Source organism: Streptomyces sp. NBC_00490, assembly GCF_036013645.1.
Classification (GTDB): domain Bacteria; phylum Actinomycetota; class Actinomycetes; order Streptomycetales; family Streptomycetaceae; genus Streptomyces; species Streptomyces canus_F.
This window is the reverse complement of the sequence record NZ_CP107869.1, coordinates 2250093-2269204: the sequence shown is the minus strand read 5'-3', so window position 1 is coordinate 2269204 and position 19112 is coordinate 2250093. Positions and strand designations below refer to the sequence as shown.

Sequence of the window (19112 nt, the reverse complement as noted above, 5' to 3'; positions counted from 1 at the left end):
CGGCCGTCATGGTCGTAGATGAGGTTCCTTTGAAGAAAAACACAGCGAGGACGCTGTGAACCATCGGCTTATTCCGCCGGTGGTTCCGCTCTCGTGATGTGTGCACCCGATTACGGGTAAACATTCACGGAGAGTTTGATCCTGGCTCAGGACGAACGCTGGCGGCGTGCTTAACACATGCAAGTCGAACGATGAACCACTTCGGTGGGGATTAGTGGCGAACGGGTGAGTAACACGTGGGCAATCTGCCCTTCACTCTGGGACAAGCCCTGGAAACGGGGTCTAATACCGGATACCACTACCGCAGGCATCTGTGGTGGTTGAAAGCTCCGGCGGTGAAGGATGAGCCCGCGGCCTATCAGCTTGTTGGTGAGGTAATGGCTCACCAAGGCGACGACGGGTAGCCGGCCTGAGAGGGCGACCGGCCACACTGGGACTGAGACACGGCCCAGACTCCTACGGGAGGCAGCAGTGGGGAATATTGCACAATGGGCGAAAGCCTGATGCAGCGACGCCGCGTGAGGGATGACGGCCTTCGGGTTGTAAACCTCTTTCAGCAGGGAAGAAGCGAAAGTGACGGTACCTGCAGAAGAAGCGCCGGCTAACTACGTGCCAGCAGCCGCGGTAATACGTAGGGCGCAAGCGTTGTCCGGAATTATTGGGCGTAAAGAGCTCGTAGGCGGCTTGTCACGTCGGGTGTGAAAGCCCGGGGCTTAACCCCGGGTCTGCATTCGATACGGGCTAGCTAGAGTGTGGTAGGGGAGATCGGAATTCCTGGTGTAGCGGTGAAATGCGCAGATATCAGGAGGAACACCGGTGGCGAAGGCGGATCTCTGGGCCATTACTGACGCTGAGGAGCGAAAGCGTGGGGAGCGAACAGGATTAGATACCCTGGTAGTCCACGCCGTAAACGGTGGGAACTAGGTGTTGGCGACATTCCACGTCGTCGGTGCCGCAGCTAACGCATTAAGTTCCCCGCCTGGGGAGTACGGCCGCAAGGCTAAAACTCAAAGGAATTGACGGGGGCCCGCACAAGCAGCGGAGCATGTGGCTTAATTCGACGCAACGCGAAGAACCTTACCAAGGCTTGACATACGCCGGAAAGCATCAGAGATGGTGCCCCCCTTGTGGTCGGTGTACAGGTGGTGCATGGCTGTCGTCAGCTCGTGTCGTGAGATGTTGGGTTAAGTCCCGCAACGAGCGCAACCCTTGTCCTGTGTTGCCAGCATGCCCTTCGGGGTGATGGGGACTCACAGGAGACCGCCGGGGTCAACTCGGAGGAAGGTGGGGACGACGTCAAGTCATCATGCCCCTTATGTCTTGGGCTGCACACGTGCTACAATGGCAGGTACAATGAGCTGCGATACCGTGAGGTGGAGCGAATCTCAAAAAGCCTGTCTCAGTTCGGATTGGGGTCTGCAACTCGACCCCATGAAGTCGGAGTTGCTAGTAATCGCAGATCAGCATTGCTGCGGTGAATACGTTCCCGGGCCTTGTACACACCGCCCGTCACGTCACGAAAGTCGGTAACACCCGAAGCCGGTGGCCCAACCCCTTGTGGGAGGGAGCTGTCGAAGGTGGGACTGGCGATTGGGACGAAGTCGTAACAAGGTAGCCGTACCGGAAGGTGCGGCTGGATCACCTCCTTTCTAAGGAGCACTTCTTAGTCGGTCCTTCGGGACAGGCTCAGAGACCATTACGCAGGCAAATGTTCTGCGGTGGTTGCTCAAGGGTGGAACGTTGATTATTCGGCACTCTCAGTCATCTCGGGCTGCAAGTACTGCTCTTCGGAGCGTGGAAAGCTGATCATGAGTGGTGAGGGTGTCGGGCACGCTGTTGGGTGTCTGAGGGAATGAACCCCCTCGACGCCGGCCCCAGTGAACTCGGAGTGAAGCTCCGGGGTGATGGGTGGCTGGTCGTTGTTTGAGAACTGCACAGTGGACGCGAGCATCTGTGGCCAAGTTTTTAAGGGCGCACGGTGGATGCCTTGGCACCAGGAACCGATGAAGGACGTGGGAGGCCACGATAGTCCCCGGGGAGCCGTCAACCAGGCTTTGATCCGGGGGTTTCCGAATGGGGAAACCCGGCAGTCGTCATGGGCTGTCACCCATACCTGAACACATAGGGTATGTGGAGGGAACGCGGGGAAGTGAAACATCTCAGTACCCGCAGGAAGAGAAAACAACCGTGATTCCGGGAGTAGTGGCGAGCGAAACCGGATGAGGCCAAACCTACGACGTGTGAGACCCGGCAGGGGTTGCGTCGTGGGGGTTGTGGGATCTCTCTTTCACAGTCTGCCGGCTGTGAGACGAGTCAGAAACCGTATGGATAGGCGAAGGACATGCGAAAGGTCCGGCGTAGAGGGTAAGACCCCCGTAGCTGAAATCTGTACGGCTCGTTTGAGAGACACCCAAGTAGCACGGGGCCCGAGAAATCCCGTGTGAATCTGGCGGGACCACCCGCTAAGCCTAAATATTCCCTGGTGACCGATAGCGGATAGTACCGTGAGGGAATGGTGAAAAGTACCGCGGGAGCGGAGTGAAATAGTACCTGAAACCGTGTGCCTACAAGCCGTGGGAGCGTCGCTGTATGTGCTTGCACATACAGTCGTGACTGCGTGCCTTTTGAAGAATGAGCCTGCGAGTTTGCGGTGTGTTGCGAGGTTAACCCGTGTGGGGAAGCCGTAGCGAAAGCGAGTCCGAATAGGGCGACATAGTAGCGCGCTCAAGACCCGAAGCGGAGTGATCTAGCCATGGGCAGGTTGAAGCGGAGGTAAGACTTCGTGGAGGACCGAACCCACCAGGGTTGAAAACCTGGGGGATGACCTGTGGTTAGGGGTGAAAGGCCAATCAAACTCCGTGATAGCTGGTTCTCCCCGAAATGCATTTAGGTGCAGCGTCGTGTGTTTCTTGCCGGAGGTAGAGCACTGGATAGGCGATGGGCCCTACCGGGTTACTGACCTTAGCCAAACTCCGAATGCCGGTAAGTGAGAGCACGGCAGTGAGACTGTGGGGGATAAGCTCCATGGTCGAGAGGGAAACAGCCCAGAGCATCGACTAAGGCCCCTAAGCGTACGCTAAGTGGGAAAGGATGTGGAGTCGCACAGACAACCAGGAGGTTGGCTTAGAAGCAGCCACCCTTGAAAGAGTGCGTAATAGCTCACTGGTCTAGTGATTCCGCGCCGACAATGTAGCGGGGCTCAAGCGTACCGCCGAAGTCGTGTCATTCATACAATAGGGCCAACGCCCGTATGGATGGGTAGGGGAGCGTCGTGTGCCGGGTGAAGCCGCAGCGGAAGCTAGTGGTGGACGGTTCACGAGTGAGAATGCAGGCATGAGTAGCGATACACACGTGAGAAACGTGTGCGCCGATTGACTAAGGGTTCCTGGGTCAAGCTGATCTGCCCAGGGTAAGTCGGGACCTAAGGCGAGGCCGACAGGCGTAGTCGATGGATAACCGGTTGATATTCCGGTACCCGCTGTGAAGCGTCAAACATCGAACCCATTAATGCTAAGGCCGTGAAGCCGTTCCGGACCCTTCGGGGAATGGAAAGTGGTGGAGCCGCCGAACCACGGTGGTAGTAGGTGAGTGATGGGGTGACGCAGGAAGGTAGTCCATCCCGGGCGGTGGTTGTCCCGGGGTAAGGGTGTAGGCCGAGTGGTAGGTAAATCCGCCGCTCATCAAGGCTGAGACCTGATGCCGAGCCGATTGTGGTGAAGTGGATGATCCTATGCTGTCGAGAAAAGCCTCTAGCGAGTTTCATGGCGGCCCGTACCCTAAACCGACTCAGGTGGTCAGGTAGAGAATACCGAGGCGTTCGGGTGAACTATGGTTAAGGAACTCGGCAAAATGCCCCCGTAACTTCGGGAGAAGGGGGGCCATCACTGGTGATCCGATTTACTCGGTGAGCTGGGGGTGGCCGCAGAGACCAGCGAGAAGCGACTGTTTACTAAAAACACAGGTCCGTGCGAAGCCGTAAGGCGATGTATACGGACTGACGCCTGCCCGGTGCTGGAACGTTAAGGGGACCGGTTAGTCACATTTCGGTGTGGCGAAGCTGAGAACTTAAGCGCCAGTAAACGGCGGTGGTAACTATAACCATCCTAAGGTAGCGAAATTCCTTGTCGGGTAAGTTCCGACCTGCACGAATGGCGTAACGACTTCTCGACTGTCTCAACCATAGGCCCGGTGAAATTGCACTACGAGTAAAGATGCTCGTTTCGCGCAGCAGGACGGAAAGACCCCGGGACCTTTACTACAGTTTGATATTGGTGTTCGGTTCGGCTTGTGTAGGATAGCTGGGAGACTGTGAACTCTGGACGCCAGTTCAGGGGGAGTCGTCGTTGAAATACCAGTCTGGTCGTGCTGGATGTCTAACCTGGGTCCGTGATCCGGATCAGGGACAGTGTCTGATGGGTAGTTTAACTGGGGCGGTTGCCTCCTAAAGAGTAACGGAGGCGCCCAAAGGTTCCCTCAGCCTGGTTGGCAATCAGGTGTTGAGTGTAAGTGCACAAGGGAGCTTGACTGTGAGACCGACGGGTCGAGCAGGGACGAAAGTCGGGACTAGTGATCCGGCGGTGGCTTGTGGAAGCGCCGTCGCTCAACGGATAAAAGGTACCCCGGGGATAACAGGCTGATCTTCCCCAAGAGTCCATATCGACGGGATGGTTTGGCACCTCGATGTCGGCTCGTCGCATCCTGGGGCTGGAGTCGGTCCCAAGGGTTGGGCTGTTCGCCCATTAAAGCGGTACGCGAGCTGGGTTTAGAACGTCGTGAGACAGTTCGGTCCCTATCCGCTGCGCGCGCAGGAATATTGAGAAGGGCTGTCCCTAGTACGAGAGGACCGGGACGGACGAACCTCTGGTGTGCCAGTTGTTCTGCCAAGGGCATGGCTGGTTGGCTACGTTCGGGAGGGATAACCGCTGAAAGCATCTAAGCGGGAAGCCTGCTTCGAGATGAGTATTCCCACCCCCTTTGAGGGGTTAAGGCTCCCAGTAGACGACTGGGTTGATAGGCCGGATCTGGAAGCACGGTAACGTGCGGAGGTGACCGGTACTAATAGGCCGAGGGCTTGTCCTCAGTTGCTCGCGTCCACTGTGTTGGTTCTGAAACCACGAACAGCCCCATACCCATAATTTCGGGTGTGGTGCGGCATTGTTCGACAGTTTCATAGTGTTTCGGTGGTCATAGCGTGAGGGAAACGCCCGGTTACATTCCGAACCCGGAAGCTAAGCCTTACAGCGCCGATGGTACTGCAGGGGGGACCCTGTGGGAGAGTAGGACACCGCCGAACTCCTTTTATAGCTCTGGCTCTTGGGCATACCGCCCAGGAGCCAGAGCTTTTTTGCGTTGAGGTAGGGTCAGGGGGCATCGTTGGCACGTTTCCCACAGGAGGCCCCCGGGTGGAGGTCCAGGAGACTCGCGTCCAGACGGAACGAGTCCTCACCATCCCCAACATCCTCAGCATGGCGCGCCTCGTTGGCGTGCCTGTCTTCCTGTGGCTGATTCTCAGGCCCGAGTTCGGAGGCCCTCAGAGTGACGGCTGGGCCCTTCTGGTGTTGGCCTTCAGCGGAGTCAGCGACTACCTGGACGGCAAGCTCGCACGGCGTTGGAACCAGATCAGCAGTCTCGGCCGGCTCCTGGATCCCGCGGCAGACCGGCTCTACATTCTCTCTACTTTGGTCGGTCTCACCTGGCGTGAGATTCTTCCAATCTGGTTGACCGCTGCACTTCTGGCGCGTGAACTCGTCCTGCTGGTGATGGTGGGCATCCTGAGACGCCATGGCTATCCGCCTCCGCAGGTGAACTTCCTGGGCAAGGCTGCCACGTTCAACCTGATGTACGCCTTCCCGCTCCTGCTGCTCAGTGACGGAAGTGGCTGGCTCCCGTCACTCGCTGCTATTTTCGGATGGGCGTTCGCCGGATGGGGTACAACCCTGTACTGGTGGGCAGGAGTTCTCTACGTGGTACAAGTCCGCCGCCTCGTCCGTGCGGACACCATGGCCGATTGAACCGATAGGCGCGGCCGACAGCGGCTCGATGGCCCGCGACGAGAAAGTGCGGGACAATCAGTGCGGGTGAAGTCGGCTAGACCGTCGTCTTTTAGAGGAGGACGCTTCCGACATGAAGGCCGTCGTGATGGCCGGAGGTGAAGGCACACGCCTTCGCCCCATGACCTCAAGCATGCCCAAGCCGCTCCTGCCGGTGGTGAACCGCCCGATCATGGAGCACGTGCTTCGGCTGCTCAAAAGGCATGGTCTCAACGAGACCGTCGTAACTGTCCAGTTCCTGGCCTCTCTGGTCAAGAACTACTTCGGTGACGGCGAAGAGCTCGGGATGGAGCTCTCCTATGCCAATGAGGAGAAGCCACTCGGTACCGCCGGAAGCGTCAAGAACGCCGAAGAGGCGTTGAAGGACGATGCTTTCCTTGTTATCTCCGGCGATGCCCTGACCGACTTCGACCTCACCGAGCTGATCAATTTCCACAAGGAGAAGGGCGCGCTGGTCACTGTCTGTCTGACGCGCGTGCCCAATCCTCTGGAATTCGGCATCACCATCGTCGACGAGGAAGGAAAGGTCGAGCGTTTCCTTGAGAAGCCGACCTGGGGCCAGGTTTTCTCCGACACGGTGAACACCGGTATCTATGTGATGGAGCCCGAAGTCTTCGACTATGTCGAAGCCGATGTGCCCGTCGACTGGTCCGGCGATGTCTTCCCGCAGTTGATGAAGGAAGGCAAGCCGATCTACGGCTTCGTGGCCGAGGGGTACTGGGAGGACGTCGGTACCCACGAGAGCTATGTGAAGGCGCAGGCCGATGTCCTGGAGGGCAAGGTCGACGTCGAGATCGACGGCTTCGAGCTCTCGCCCGGCGTGTGGGTGGCCGAGGGTGCCGAGGTGCATCCGGATGCCGTTCTCCGCGGCCCTCTGTACATCGGCGACTACGCCAAGGTCGAGGCCGGCGCCGAAATCCGGGAGCACACCGTCGTGGGCTCCAACGTGGTCGTGAAGAGCGGGGCTTTCCTGCACAAGGCGGTCGTGCACGACAACGTGTACGTCGGGCAGCAGAGCAATCTGCGGGGCTGTGTCGTCGGGAAGAACACCGACGTCATGCGTGCGGCCCGGATCGAGGACGGCGCCGTCATCGGCGACGAGTGCCTCATCGGTGAAGAATCGATCGTGCAGGGCAATGTAAAGGTCTACCCGTTCAAGACCATCGAGGCCGGCGCCTTCGTCAACACCTCGGTCATCTGGGAGTCCAGGGGCCAGGCGCATCTGTTCGGCGCCCGCGGGGTGTCCGGCATCCTGAACGTGGAGATCACGCCCGAACTCGCCGTACGCCTCGCCGGCGCCTACGCGACGACGCTGAAGAAGGGCTCCACCGTCACCACGGCCCGCGACCACTCCCGTGGTGCGCGTGCGCTGAAGCGGGCGGTCATCTCCGCTCTCCAGGCCAGCGCCATCGACGTACGGGACCTGGAGAACGTACCGCTGCCCGTTGCCCGGCAGCAGACCGCGCGGGGCAGTGCGGGCGGGATCATGATCCGGACCACGCCCGGGGTGCCGGACTCCGTCGACATCATGTTCTTCGACGGGCGCGGTGCCGACCTGTCGCAGGGCAGTCAGCGGAAGCTGGACCGGGTGTTCGCGCGGCAGGAGTACCGACGTGCGTTCCCCGGTGAGATCGGGGATCTGCACTTCCCGGCCAGTGTCTTCGATTCGTACACCGGATCGCTGCTGCGGAACGTGGACACGACGGGGGTCGCCGAGTCCGGCCTGAAGGTCGTCGTCGACGCGTCGAACGGCAGTGCGGGGCTGGTGCTGCCCAGTCTGCTCGGGAAGCTCGGTGTGGACTCGCTGACCGTCAATCCCGGTCTGGACGAGTCGCGGCCGACGGAGACGGCGGATGTGCGGCGGTCGGGGCTGGTGCGGCTCGGTGAGATCGTGGCGTCGTCGCGGGCCGCGTTCGGCGTGCGCTTCGACCCGGTCGGCGAGCGGCTGTCGCTGGTCGACGAGAAGGGCCGGATCATCGAGGACGATCGGGCGCTGCTCGTCATGCTGGATCTCGTGGCGGCGGAGCGTCGTAGTGGACGCGTGGCGTTGCCGGTGACGACTACGAGGATCGCCGAGCAGGTGGCGGCCTACCACGGCACACAGGTGGAGTGGACGACCACGTCGCCCGACGACCTGACACGGGTCGGGCGGGACGACTCGACCATTTTCGGCGGTGACGGCAAGGGTGCCTTCATCGTGCCGGAGTTCAGCGGTGTGTTTGACGGTACGGCGGCGTTCGTACGGCTCATCGGGCTGGTGGCGCGGACGCAGTTGACCCTCAGCCAGATCGATGCGCGGATTCCGCGCGCGCATGTGCTCAAGCGGGATCTGGCGACTCCGTGGGCGGTCAAGGGTCTGGTGATGCGGCGGGTCGTGGAGGCCGCCGGGGATCGCTTCGTCGACACGACTGATGGTGTGCGGGTCGTGGAGACCGACGGGCGGTGGGTCATGGTCCTGCCCGACCCGGCCGAAGCCGTCACCCATTTGTGGGCGGAAGGGCCGGACGACGCGTCCGCGCAGGCGCTGCTCGACGAGTGGGCGGCGGTCGTGGACAGCGCCGGCCGCTGAGAGAACGCAGCACGCGTGCGTGCCGGACAGGTGTCCCCAAGGGGGCCTGTCCGGCACGTCGGTGGGGCCATTCGGAGGTAGTGGGCGCGACGTGCGACGATGTGCGGCATGCCGCAGCAGCCCCCCGTTCGGAGCGCCCCTACGCGCCCCTCTCGTCCGGACGCGTCCATGTCGCTGCTCACCAACGTCATGGACCACAGCCTCGACGACGGGTACGCGGAGGCGGCCACCCGGAAGAAGGCCGCGGGCGACAGCGGTATGCCGAAGACGCTCCGGGCGAAGCTCGGGCTGGCCGGCGGGCTGGTACTCGCCGCGCTGGTCGTGACCGTCGGGGCGGCGCAGGCGCGGGTTGCGGCGCCCGTCGTGGCCAAGGAGCGCGAGGAGCTCATCGACCGCATCGACCGTGAGACCGACGCGGCGGACAAGCTCGAGGACGGCGTCGACGAGCTGCGCGACGACGTGAGCGCGCGCCAGCGACAGGCGCTCAGGGACAGCGGCGGCAGCGGCCAGGCGGACCTGGTGGGCATTCTGTCGGGAGCCATCGCGGTGCACGGTCCCGGGGTGAAGCTGGTCGTGAACGACGCCAAGGCAGCCAGCACAGGCGGCGACGGCGGGCCGCGAGAGACCTCCGGGTTCTCCGACACCGGGCGGGTGCGGGACCGGGACATGCAGCGCGTGGTCAACGGACTGTGGGAGTCGGGCGCCGAGGCCGTCTCCATCAACGGGCAGCGGCTGACCGCGCTGTCGGCGATCAGGGCCGCGGGTGACGCGATACTGGTCGACAACAGGCCGCTGGTACCGCCGTACACGGTGCTCGCGGTGGGGGACGGGCAGCGGCTCAGCACCACGTTCCAGAACAGCGCCGACGGGCTGTATCTGCACGCCCTGCAGGAGAACTACGGCATCCGGACGAGCATCTCCACGGAGGGCGACCTCCGGCTGCCCGCAGCGCCGAGTGTGATTGTGCGTACAGCACAGCCGAAGATCGAGAAAAGTGAGAAGGGCACATCGTGATCGCCGTACTGGGCCTCGTCGTGGGAGTCGTGGCCGGCCTGTTGGTCCGGCCCGAGGTTCCGGCGGTCGTCGAGCCTTATCTGCCGATCGCCGTCGTGGCGGCGCTGGATGCCGTCTTCGGCGGACTGCGGGCCATGCTCGACGGCATCTTCGACGACAAGGTCTTCGTGGTGTCGTTCCTGTCCAACGTGGTCGTCGCCGCGCTCATCGTGTTCCTGGGTGACAAGTTGGGCGTGGGGGCGCAGCTGTCCACGGGTGTCGTGGTCGTCCTCGGCATCCGCATCTTCTCCAATGCCGCGGCCATCCGCCGACACGTGTTCCGGGCGTGAGGCCGATGAGCAACCAGGAAGAGCCGTCGGGGAACAGGCTGCGCAAGGAGCTGCCCGAGGAGGTGCCCTCGACGGACGCCGAGGCCGCCGAACCGGCCGGGGACCAGGAACCCGGGCTCACGGGCCGCCAGCGGCTGGCGCAGGGCCTGTGGCCGCCGCGGGTGACCCGGGCCCAACTCATCGTCGCCCTGCTGCTGTTCGGCCTCGGCTTCGGTCTGGCCGTCCAGGTGGCGTCCAACAGCGACGGGGACAGCGCTCTGCGCGGCGCGCGTCAGGAAGATCTTGTTCGCATCCTCGATGAACTGGATGACCGTACTCAGCGTCTTGAAGACGAGAAGGCGGGCCTCGAGAAGCAGCGTGACGAGCTGGAGAACAGTTCGGACCAGGCCGAGGAGGCCCGCAAGCAGACGCTGGAGAAGGAGAGGCAGCTGGGGATCCTGGCGGGCACGGTGGCCGCGCAGGGGCCCGGCATCACGATGACCATCGACGACACGAAGGGGACGGTCGAGGCGGACATGCTGCTCGACGCGATCCAGGAGCTGCGTGCGGCCGGTGCCGAGGCGATCCAGGTGAACGGCGTACGCGTGGTCGCGGGCACCTATCTGACCGACTCGGGCAACAGCGTGAGCGTCGACGGGAACAAGATCAACGCCCCCTATCGTTTCAAGGTCATCGGCAAGCCGCAGGATCTCGAACCGGCGCTCAACATTCCTGGAGGCGTGGTGCAGACTCTTGAGAAGGAGCAGGCCACCGTTACCGTCGAGCGGTCGACCAAGATCGTCGTGGACGCCTTGCGAGCGGCGAAGCAGCCTGACTACGCTCGGTCGTCCTCCCGGTGAACCGCGGGTGCATGGGCGCCGTCCGGCCAGGGCATGAGGTTGCGGGGGGTCGGCGCACCGATTGGGTGGTGCGTGGTGGAAACTGTCAGGTGGATACGGACGTTGTGAGGATGTCCGGGTCGGCCGGTGTATGCAATCAGGGTTCGTCCTGCCCCACGGGCGGGTCTGTTTCGGTCAAGGGGAATCGCCCGTGAAGTTGTTTGCGAAGTTGTTCGGCAAGAGCGCGCGAGAGGGTAGCGACAACGCGAACGCGACCGCTCGTCATCGCGCACAGCCCGACGCGGAGGGCCAGCGCCCGCTGTTCCGGGACCAGCTGGGCGGCGACGTTCCCGGAGGTCAGGGCGCGCCGTCGGTTGACCCTGCGCAGTCCGGCGGCATAGGTTTCGGGCAACCGTCAACCTCGAGTACGGGTGGAGAGTTTTCCATGTCGGCCCTGGTGTGTACGAGGTGCGGTAACCGCAACGCGGAGAACAGCCGCTTCTGCTCCAACTGTGGTGCGCCACTGCGGGGGACGCCCGAGCGCCCGTCGGAGACGACCTCCACGATCTCCATCTCCGGTCTCGAGGCCTACGACGCCGAGGTCACCGGCCAGACGCAGATGCCCATGCTCTCCCCGGAGGCACAGGCGGCCGTCGACGCGCTGCCGCTGGGCTCCGCGCTCCTGGTGGTGCGCCGCGGTCCGAACTCGGGCAGCCGATTCCTGCTGGACGGCGAACTGACCACGGCCGGACGTCATCCGCAGAGCGACATCTTCCTGGACGACGTGACCGTGTCGCGCCGGCATGTGGAGTTCCGTCGCCAGCCGGACGGCTCGTTCACCGTCGCCGACGTCGGCAGCCTCAACGGCACGTACGTGAACCGTGAGCGGATCGACTCGGTGCCGCTGCACAACGGCGACGAGGTGCAGATCGGCAAGTACCGGCTGGTCTTCTACGCGAGCCAGCGGGGCTACTGACCCGCCCCCGGGCTCCGTCCGGGGGGACACCCCCAGGGAAGGTCCATGCTTCAAACACCGAGCGGCGGTGCCCGGGACGGTGCCGCCGCCGCGGACAGTGGGCTGATGAGCATCGGCACGGTGCTGAACGCGCTGCGTGACGAGTTCCCCGAAGTCACCATCTCCAAGATCCGCTTCCTGGAGTCGGAGGGGCTCATCGAGCCGCGGCGGACCCCCTCGGGTTATCGCAAGTTCAGCCCGGAGGACGTCGAGCGCCTCGCACACGTGCTGAGGATGCAGCGGGACCACTACCTGCCGCTCAAAGTGATCCGGGAGCACCTGGACGCGATGGCGCGGGGCGAGGCCGTCGCGCTGCCCGTCGTGGGGCGTCAGCGGGACGGCGAGGCGCTGCCCGACACCTTCGAGGCGCCCACCTCCGTACGGATCGGGCGGGCCGAGCTGATGGTCGCGGCCGACATCGGCGAGCGGGAGCTCGAGGAGTGGGAGTCGTACGGGTTGATCGCCGCGCTGCCGGACGGGGCCTACGACGCCGAGACGGTCACTGTGGCGGCGCTCGTCGTCGAGCTGGGGCGGTTCGGGATCGAGCCGAGGCATCTGCGGGCGATGAAGGCCGCCGCCGACCGGGAGGCCGGCCTGGTGGACCAGGTGGTGGCCCCGTTGAGGCGGCACCGCAATCCGCAGACGCGGGCGCACGCGGAAGCCCGTACGAAGGAACTGGCGGGGCTCACGGTGAAACTGCATGCGGCGCTGGTGCAGACCGCCCTCGGTGTGCGGCTGCCCTGAGGGCCACGCGCGCCGGATCCGTCCCCCGTTTCCTGCCCGACTACCCAAACGTCCCGGGCACGGCCTAGGGTTGCTGTGTGAACGAGCTCGATGTCGTAGGTGTCCGGGTCGAAATGCCCTCCAACCAACCGATCGTGCTCCTGCGTGAAGTGGGAGGCGACCGCTACCTCCCGATCTGGATCGGGCCGGGGGAGGCGACGGCTATCGCCTTCGCCCAGCAGGGCATGGCCCCCGCACGACCGCTGACCCACGACCTGTTCAAGGACGTGCTGGAAGCCGTCGGTCAGGAGCTCACCGAAGTACGCATCACGGATCTGCGTGAGGGCGTCTTCTACGCGGAGCTGGTCTTCGCCAGTGGAGTCGAGGTGAGTGCCCGGCCCTCCGATGCCATAGCGCTGGCGCTGCGCACCGGGACGCCGATCTACGGGAGCGACGGTGTGCTCGACGACGCCGGCATCGCCATCCCGGACGAGCAGGAGGACGAGGTGGAGAAGTTCCGCGAGTTCCTCGACCAGATCTCACCCGAGGACTTCGGCACCAGCAGCCAGTGACCACTGAAATGCCGGCATTTGCCAGCGGCGAGTGAGAGCGTCCTGCGGCCCGTCCCGAGCGCATTCGGCTAGCCTTTCCCCGCGGTGGGGCACGGGAAACCACTCCTAGGGTGATTATCACCCGGCGTGCCGAGTGTGGCGATCGTTGACGCACCCCGGGCGACTGCCTACCGTCGAGAAGGCAGGTCAAGGACGGAGGTCGGCGTGAGAAGCAGCGGCGACGGTACGGCTGGGGGTGCTCCCGGACGCAGTCCGGGGGCGAGCGGCCCGTACCCGCTTCACAGCAACGCGGCCGACCACGCTCCGCAGCGACCGGCGGTCGTGCCGAGCAGCGGCGGAGGGGCGACGTCCATGGCGTCCGAGGAGATCGGCTACCGCGGTCCGACGGCCTGTGCGGCCGCCGGCATCACCTACCGCCAACTGGACTACTGGGCGCGCACCGGGCTCGTGGAGCCGAGCGTGCGGCCCGCCCACGGGTCGGGGACACAGCGCCTCTACAGCTTCCGGGACGTCGTCGTCCTGAAGATCGTCAAGCGGTTCCTCGACACCGGGGTGTCGCTGCAGAACATCCGCACCGCCGTGCTGCACCTGCGTGAGCGCGGGTTCCGGGACCTGGAGCGCATGACGCTCATGAGCGACGGTGCCACGGTCTACGAGTGCACCTCGCCGGACGAGGTGCACGCGCTGCTCCAGGGCGGTCAGGGTGTCTTCGGCATCGCCGTGGGCGTCGTGTGGCGGGATGTCGAGAGCGCGCTGTCGCAGCTGCACGGGGAGCGGATCGACACCGGGGAGACCCTCGTCGGGCACAACCCGGCGGACGAGCTGGCGCGGCGGCGCAACCGGGCGGTCTGAGGGCCGCTCCCCACCTGCGGCGGGGCATTGTCAGTGGCGTAGGGCAGCATCGGACATGTGAGAACCGCGCCCACGATCCTGCATCTCGACATGGATGCCTTCTTCGCCTCGGCGGAGCAGGCGTCCAAGCCGAGCCTGCGAGGCAAGGCCGTCGTGGTGGGCGGGCTCGGGCCGCGTGGGGTGGTGGCCACGGCGTCGTACGAGGCCCGGGTGTTCGGTGTCCATTCCGCGATGCCCATGGCCCAGGCCCGGCGGCTCGCGCCGAACGCCGCGTACCTCGTGCCGCGCTTCGGGTTCTACCGGTCGATCAGTGAGCAGGTGATGGGGCTGCTGCGGGCGCTGTCGCCGCTGGTGGAGCCTCTCAGCCTCGACGAGGCGTTCGTGGATCTGGAGGCCGGGGGGACGGCCTGGGACGAGGAGTCGGCGCGGCTGGCCGCGATCAAGCTCCGCGCCGACATACGGGCCGTCACGGGGCTCACGGGGTCGGTGGGGCTGGCCGCGTCCAAGATGCTCGCGAAGATCGCCTCAGAGCAGGCCAAGCCGGACGGGCTGGCGCGGATCGAGCCGGGGACCGAGCGGGCGCTGCTGGGGCCCAAGTCGGTGCGGATCCTGCCAGGGGTGGGGCCGGCGACGGGGGACCATCTGCGGCGGGCCGGTATCCACACGGTCGACGAGATCGCGGAGGCGGGCGAGGACGAGCTCGTACGGCTGTTGGGCAAGGCCCATGGACACGGGCTGTACGCGATGGCGATGGCGTACGACGAGCGGCCCGTGGTGGCCGAGCGGGAGACCAAGTCCGTGTCGGTCGAGGACACGTATGACGTGGACATCCATGACCGGCTGCGGGTGGGGCTGGAGGTGCAGCGGCTGGCGGATCGGTGTGTGCGGAGGCTGCGGGAGGCCGGGCTGTCGGGGCGGACCATCGTGCTGAAGGTGCGGCGGTACGACTTCTCCACGTTGACGCGGTCCGAGACGTTGCGGGGGCCGACCGATGACGTGGCGGTGGTGCGGGAGGCCGCGGCGCGGTTGCTGGACTCCGTGGACACGACGGGTGGGGTGCGGCTGCTGGGGGTCGGGGTGAGCGGGCTCGCCGACTACACGCAGGAGGATCTCTTCGCCCAGGCCGCGGGGGAGCGTGCCGAGCTTGCGGAGGAGGAGCAGCGGGACGAGGTGGCCGAGGAGTCGCCGGTGGTTCCGGTCGAGCGGCGGTGGGTCTCGGGGCACGATGTGCGGCACGACGAGTTCGGGCATGGGTGGGTGCAGGGCAGCGGGCTGGGGAGGGTGACCGTGAGGTTCGAGACGCCGGATTCCGAGCCGGGGCGGGTCCGGACGTTTTCGGTGGAGGATCCCGCGTTGGTGGTGGCCGAGCCGTTGCCGTTGGTGCCGGTTGTGTGTGCGGGTGGCTCCAGTGGGGGCTGAACGCCTGTCGGTTTCGTGAGCCTGCGGTGCGTCCCTCCCCAGCCCTTCGTGCGTCGCTGAATCAGGCTTCCGCGTCCTCCGTGCCTGCCAGCCTGCCGAAGTCCCGGTCCGGGAAGGGGGGCGCCGGGGCCACGTCCAGGCCGTAGTGGTGGTAGAGCTGGAGTTCCTGTTCGGGGGAGAGGTGACGGCCTACGCCGAAGTCCGGGGCGTCCTTGATCAGGGCCCGTTCGAAAGGGACCCGGAGGCTGCCCTCGAGGAGTTCGCTGGGCTCCAGGGGGACGAAGGCGTCCCTGCTGAAGAGGCCGGTGCGTATGGCCGCCCATTCCGGTACGCCGGTGGCGTCGTCGAGGTAGACCTCGTCGATCGTGCCGATCTTGGTGCCGTTGCGGTCGAAGGCCTTGCGGCCGATCAGGTTCCGAGGATCGATGTCGGTCTGCACGGGCCCTCCACTAGGTCGCGGCTCGCAGCTCATCCGTAAGCACTACGAAAGAGCACATTGGGGGAGGTGGCCACTCGAGGGGAGCTCGAGGGATCCGCGACGGCCTCGCTGCTAGGCTGACAAGTGGCTGCCGACCCTGTGCGGGAGAGTCCTCCGGACACCGTTCGGAGGCGCCGAAGGAGCAAATCCTCCCCGGAATCTCTCAGGCACACGTACCGCATGGACGAGGCCACTCTGGAAAGCAGGGCGGGAGTACGGCTTCCGCTCTCACCGACGGTGAAAGCCGGGAGCTCTCGGGCGCCCGGTGAAGCTCTCAGGTTGAGATGACAGAGGGGGAGGCCGTCCGGGTACCCGTGCCGTGGTGCCCCTCGCAGGTCGTGTCAGACCAGGAGGCCTCCGTAATGACCGCCCACCGCACTCCGCTCACCGAGCTCGAGCAGGGGATCCCCTTCGAGCAGCGCCACATAGGGCCCGACCAGGAGGCGCGGGCCAAGATGCTCGCGCACGTCGGCTATGGCTCGCTGGACGAGCTCACCGCCGCCGCGGTGCCGGATGTGATCAAGAACGCCGATGACCTCGACCTGCCCGGCGCCCGCACCGAGGCCGAGGTGCTTGCCGAGCTTCGCTCGCTCGCCGATCGGAACCAGGTGCTCGGCTCCATGATCGGGCTCGGGTACTACGGGACCTTCACGCCGCCCGTCATCCTGCGCAATGTCATGGAGAACCCGGCCTGGTACACCGCCTACACGCCGTACCAGCCCGAGATCTCCCAGGGACGGCTCGAGGCTCTGCTCAACTTCCAGACCATGGTCGCCGAACTGACCGGACTGCCCACCTCCGGTGCCTCGCTGCTCGACGAGGGCACGGCGGCCGCCGAGGCGATGTCCCTGTCCCGGCGTATGGGCAAGAACAAGAAGGGGCTGTTCCTGGTCGACGCGGACGCGCTTCCGCAGACCATCGCCGTGATCGAGACCCGTGCCGAGCCGACCGGCGTGGAGGTCGTGGTCGCCGACCTCAGCGACGGCATTCCGGCCGACGTCGCCGGTCGTGAGATCAACGGCGTGCTCGTCCAGTACCCCGGCGCCTCCGGTGCCGTACGGGACATACAGCCTCTGATCGAGCAGGCGCACGAGCTCGGAGCACTGGTCACCGTCGCCGCGGACCTGCTCGCGCTGACGCTGCTGAAGTCGCCCGGTGAGCTCGGGGCCGACATCGCGGTCGGCACCACACAGCGCTTCGGTGTGCCGATGGGCTTCGGCGGGCCGCACGCCGGCTACATGGCGGTGCGCGAGAAGTTCGCGCGCAGCCTTCCCGGGCGGCTCGTGGGTGTGTCCGTGGACGTCGACGGGCACAAGGCGTACCGGCTGGCCCTGCAGACCCGTGAGCAGCACATCCGCCGGGAGAAGGCGACCAGCAACATCTGCACCGCGCAGGTGCTGCTCGCCGTGATGGCCGGGATGTACGCCGTCTACCACGGGCCCGAGGGGCTGAAGGACATCGCGCGGCGCACCCACCGCTACGCCGGCATCCTCGCCGCGGGGCTCACCGCCGGTGGTGTCGAGGTCGTGCACGGCGCCTACTTCGACACTGTGACCGCCCGGGTGCCGGGCAGGGCGGCCGACGTCGTCGCCGCCGCGCGCGAGAACGGCGTCAACCTGCACCTCGTGGACGCCGACCGGGTCTCCGCCTCCTGCGACGAGACGACCACGCGGGCCCAGCTGAGCGCCGTATGGTCGGCGTTCGGGGTCGAGGGCGACGTCGAGGCGCTCGATGCGGTCACCGAGGAGGCTGTGCCGGACGCGCTGCTGCGGAGCGACGAGTTCCTCGCGCACCCGGTCTTCCACCAGTACCGCTCCGAGACGGCGATGCTGCGCTACCTGCGCAGGCTCGCCGACCGGGACTACGCGCTCGACCGCGGCATGATCCCGCTGGGCTCCTGCACCATGAAGCTCAACGCGACCACCGAGATGGAGCCGGTCACCTGGCCCGAGTTCGGGCAGCTGCACCCCTTCGCGCCCGCCGAGCAGGCGCAGGGCTACCTCACGCTCATCCGTGAGCTGGAGGAGCGCCTCGCAGAGGTCACCGGATACGACAAGGTGTCGCTCCAGCCCAACGCCGGGTCGCAGGGTGAGCTGGCCGGACTGCTCGCCGTACGCGGATACCACCGGGCCAACGGTGACGAGCAGCGGACCGTGTGTCTGATCCCGTCCTCCGCCCATGGGACCAACGCCGCCAGTGCCGTGATGGCCGGGATGAAGGTCGTCGTCGTGAAGACCGCCGGGGACGGCGAGATCGACGTCGAGGACCTGCGGGCGAAGATCGAGCAGTACCGCGACGAGCTGTCGGTGCTGATGATCACCTACCCGTCGACGCACGGTGTGTTCGAGGAGCACGTCGCCGACATCTGTGCGCAGGTCCACGAGGCCGGCGGGCAGGTGTACGTCGACGGTGCCAACCTCAATGCCCTGGTGGGGCTTGCCAAGCCGGGCCACTTCGGCGGGGACGTCTCCCACCTGAACCTGCACAAGACCTTCTGCATCCCGCACGGCGGTGGCGGTCCGGGCGTCGGGCCGGTCGGTGTGCGTGCGCACCTGGCGCCGTATCTGCCCAACCACCCGCTGCAGCCGGCCGCCGGGCCGGAGACGGGTGTCGGGCCGATCTCGGCCGCGCCGTGGGGATCCGCGGGGATACTGCCGATCTCGTGGACGTACGTCCGGCTGATGGGCGGTGAAGGGCTCAAGCGCGCCACGCAGGTGGCGGTCCTCGGTGCCAACTACATCGCCAAGCGGCTCGAACCGCACTACCCCGTGCTGTACACCGGGCCTGGAGGGCTGGTCGCGCACGAGTGCATCATCGATCTGCGACCGCTGACCAAGGCGACCGGAGTGAGCGTCGACGACGTCGCCAAGCGGCTCATCGACTACGGCTTCCACGCGCCGACGATGTCGTTCCCGGTGGCGGGGACGCTGATGATCGAGCCGACCGAGTCCGAGGACCTGATCGAGCTCGACCGGTTCTGCGACGCGATGATCGCGATCCGCGGGGAGATCGAGAAGGTCGGCGCCGGCGAGTGGCCCGCGGACGACAACCCGCTGCGCAACGCGCCGCACACCGCTCGGGCGCTCGGCGGGGAGTGGGAGCACGCGTACACGCGCGAAGAGGCCGTGTTCCCGGCCGGGGTGTCGGTCGCGGACAAGTACTGGCCGCCGGTGCGCCGGATCGACCAGGCCTACGGTGACCGGAATCTGGTGTGCTCCTGCCCGCCGATGGACGCCTACGAGGACTGAGCCGGTTGTCGAGATGGGCCCCGCT

At 65.4% G+C, this 19112-nt stretch carries 12 protein-coding genes, 3 rRNA genes and 1 riboswitch; of the genes, 14 read left to right on the top strand and 1 reads right to left on the bottom strand.

Annotated elements, in window-relative coordinates; genetic code table 11:
- Positions 1-123 precede the first annotated feature (123 nt).
- From OG381_RS10205 to OG381_RS10145, 13 genes are all read left to right on the top strand, one after another.
- Positions 124-1649: ribosomal RNA gene (locus OG381_RS10205) — 16S ribosomal RNA — on the top strand.
- A gap of 306 nt (positions 1650-1955) precedes the next feature.
- Positions 1956-5079: ribosomal RNA gene (locus OG381_RS10200) — 23S ribosomal RNA — on the top strand.
- Positions 5080-5176: 97 nt separating this feature from the next.
- Positions 5177-5293 (top strand): 5S ribosomal RNA (rrf, locus tag OG381_RS10195).
- The 16S, 23S and 5S rRNA genes sit together here, the layout of an rRNA operon.
- A gap of 109 nt (positions 5294-5402) precedes the next feature.
- On the top strand, positions 5403-6011 hold the full coding sequence (locus OG381_RS10190; protein ID WP_327715811.1) for a CDP-alcohol phosphatidyltransferase family protein: 609 nt from the start codon (positions 5403-5405) through the stop codon (positions 6009-6011).
- A 112-nt stretch (positions 6012-6123) separates the two neighbouring features.
- Entirely contained in the window at positions 6124-8619 is a 2496-nt protein-coding gene (locus tag OG381_RS10185) for a mannose-1-phosphate guanyltransferase (RefSeq protein ID WP_327715810.1), read from the top strand.
- A 168-nt stretch (positions 8620-8787) separates the two neighbouring features.
- A complete protein-coding gene (locus tag OG381_RS10180; protein ID WP_327715809.1) occupies positions 8788-9633 on the top strand; it encodes a DUF881 domain-containing protein in 846 nt (281 codons plus the stop codon).
- Complete coding sequence (locus tag OG381_RS10175; protein ID WP_003988855.1) at positions 9630-9962, top strand: small basic family protein; 333 nt, start codon at positions 9630-9632, stop codon at positions 9960-9962. The genes OG381_RS10180 and OG381_RS10175 overlap by 4 nt, the downstream gene beginning before the upstream one ends.
- Before the next feature lie 5 nt (positions 9963-9967).
- Positions 9968-10801, top strand: a complete 834-nt coding sequence (locus OG381_RS10170) for a DUF881 domain-containing protein (protein WP_327715808.1) — start codon at positions 9968-9970, stop codon at positions 10799-10801.
- Between the two features lie 61 nt (positions 10802-10862).
- Complete coding sequence (locus OG381_RS10165; protein WP_095046465.1) at positions 10863-11756, top strand: FHA domain-containing protein; 894 nt, start codon at positions 10863-10865, stop codon at positions 11754-11756.
- Positions 11757-11801: 45 nt separating this feature from the next.
- Positions 11802-12539 carry a transcriptional regulator FtsR gene (gene ftsR / locus OG381_RS10160; RefSeq protein WP_327715807.1) on the top strand — a complete coding sequence of 246 codons (738 nt, stop codon included), beginning with the start codon at positions 11802-11804 and terminating at the stop codon, positions 12537-12539.
- Positions 12540-12616: 77 nt separating this feature from the next.
- The gene (locus tag OG381_RS10155; protein WP_004002801.1) at positions 12617-13090 is read left to right on the top strand and encodes a bifunctional nuclease family protein; all 474 of its coding nucleotides are present in this window, start codon (positions 12617-12619) and stop codon (positions 13088-13090) included.
- A 204-nt stretch (positions 13091-13294) separates the two neighbouring features.
- A complete protein-coding gene (locus OG381_RS10150; RefSeq protein ID WP_327715806.1) occupies positions 13295-13942 on the top strand; it encodes a MerR family transcriptional regulator in 648 nt (215 codons plus the stop codon).
- 57 nt (positions 13943-13999) lie between these two features.
- Positions 14000-15361 carry a DNA polymerase IV gene (locus OG381_RS10145; RefSeq protein WP_327715805.1) on the top strand — a complete coding sequence of 454 codons (1362 nt, stop codon included), beginning with the start codon at positions 14000-14002 and terminating at the stop codon, positions 15359-15361.
- Between the two features lie 61 nt (positions 15362-15422).
- On the opposite strand, the gene OG381_RS10140 is transcribed toward OG381_RS10145, so the two are convergent.
- Positions 15423-15800 (bottom strand): PRC-barrel domain-containing protein, encoded by a 378-nt coding sequence (locus tag OG381_RS10140; RefSeq protein WP_327715804.1) that lies wholly within the window; start codon positions 15798-15800, stop codon positions 15423-15425.
- A gap of 131 nt (positions 15801-15931) precedes the next feature.
- Positions 15932-16028, top strand: a riboswitch (glycine riboswitch).
- 173 nt (positions 16029-16201) lie between these two features.
- Between OG381_RS10140 and gcvP the strand changes: the two genes are divergently transcribed.
- Positions 16202-19087 carry an aminomethyl-transferring glycine dehydrogenase gene (gcvP, locus tag OG381_RS10135; protein ID WP_327715803.1) on the top strand — a complete coding sequence of 962 codons (2886 nt, stop codon included), beginning with the start codon at positions 16202-16204 and terminating at the stop codon, positions 19085-19087.
- Positions 19088-19112 lie beyond the last annotated feature (25 nt).

Bases quoted from the DNA above. Each gene is read 5' to 3' on its own strand.
- OG381_RS10185 (WP_327715810.1), top strand. From the start codon at position 6,124: ATGAAGGCCGTCGTGATGGCCGGAGGTGAAGGCACACGCCTTCGCCCC.
- OG381_RS10180 (WP_327715809.1), top strand. From the start codon at position 8,788: ATGTCGCTGCTCACCAACGTCATGGACCACAGCCTCGACGACGGGTAC.
- OG381_RS10170 (WP_327715808.1), top strand. From the start codon at position 9,968: ATGAGCAACCAGGAAGAGCCGTCGGGGAACAGGCTGCGCAAGGAGCTG.
- gcvP (WP_327715803.1), top strand. From the start codon at position 16,202: ATGACCGCCCACCGCACTCCGCTCACCGAGCTCGAGCAGGGGATCCCC.
- ftsR (WP_327715807.1), top strand. From the start codon at position 11,802: ATGCTTCAAACACCGAGCGGCGGTGCCCGGGACGGTGCCGCCGCCGCG.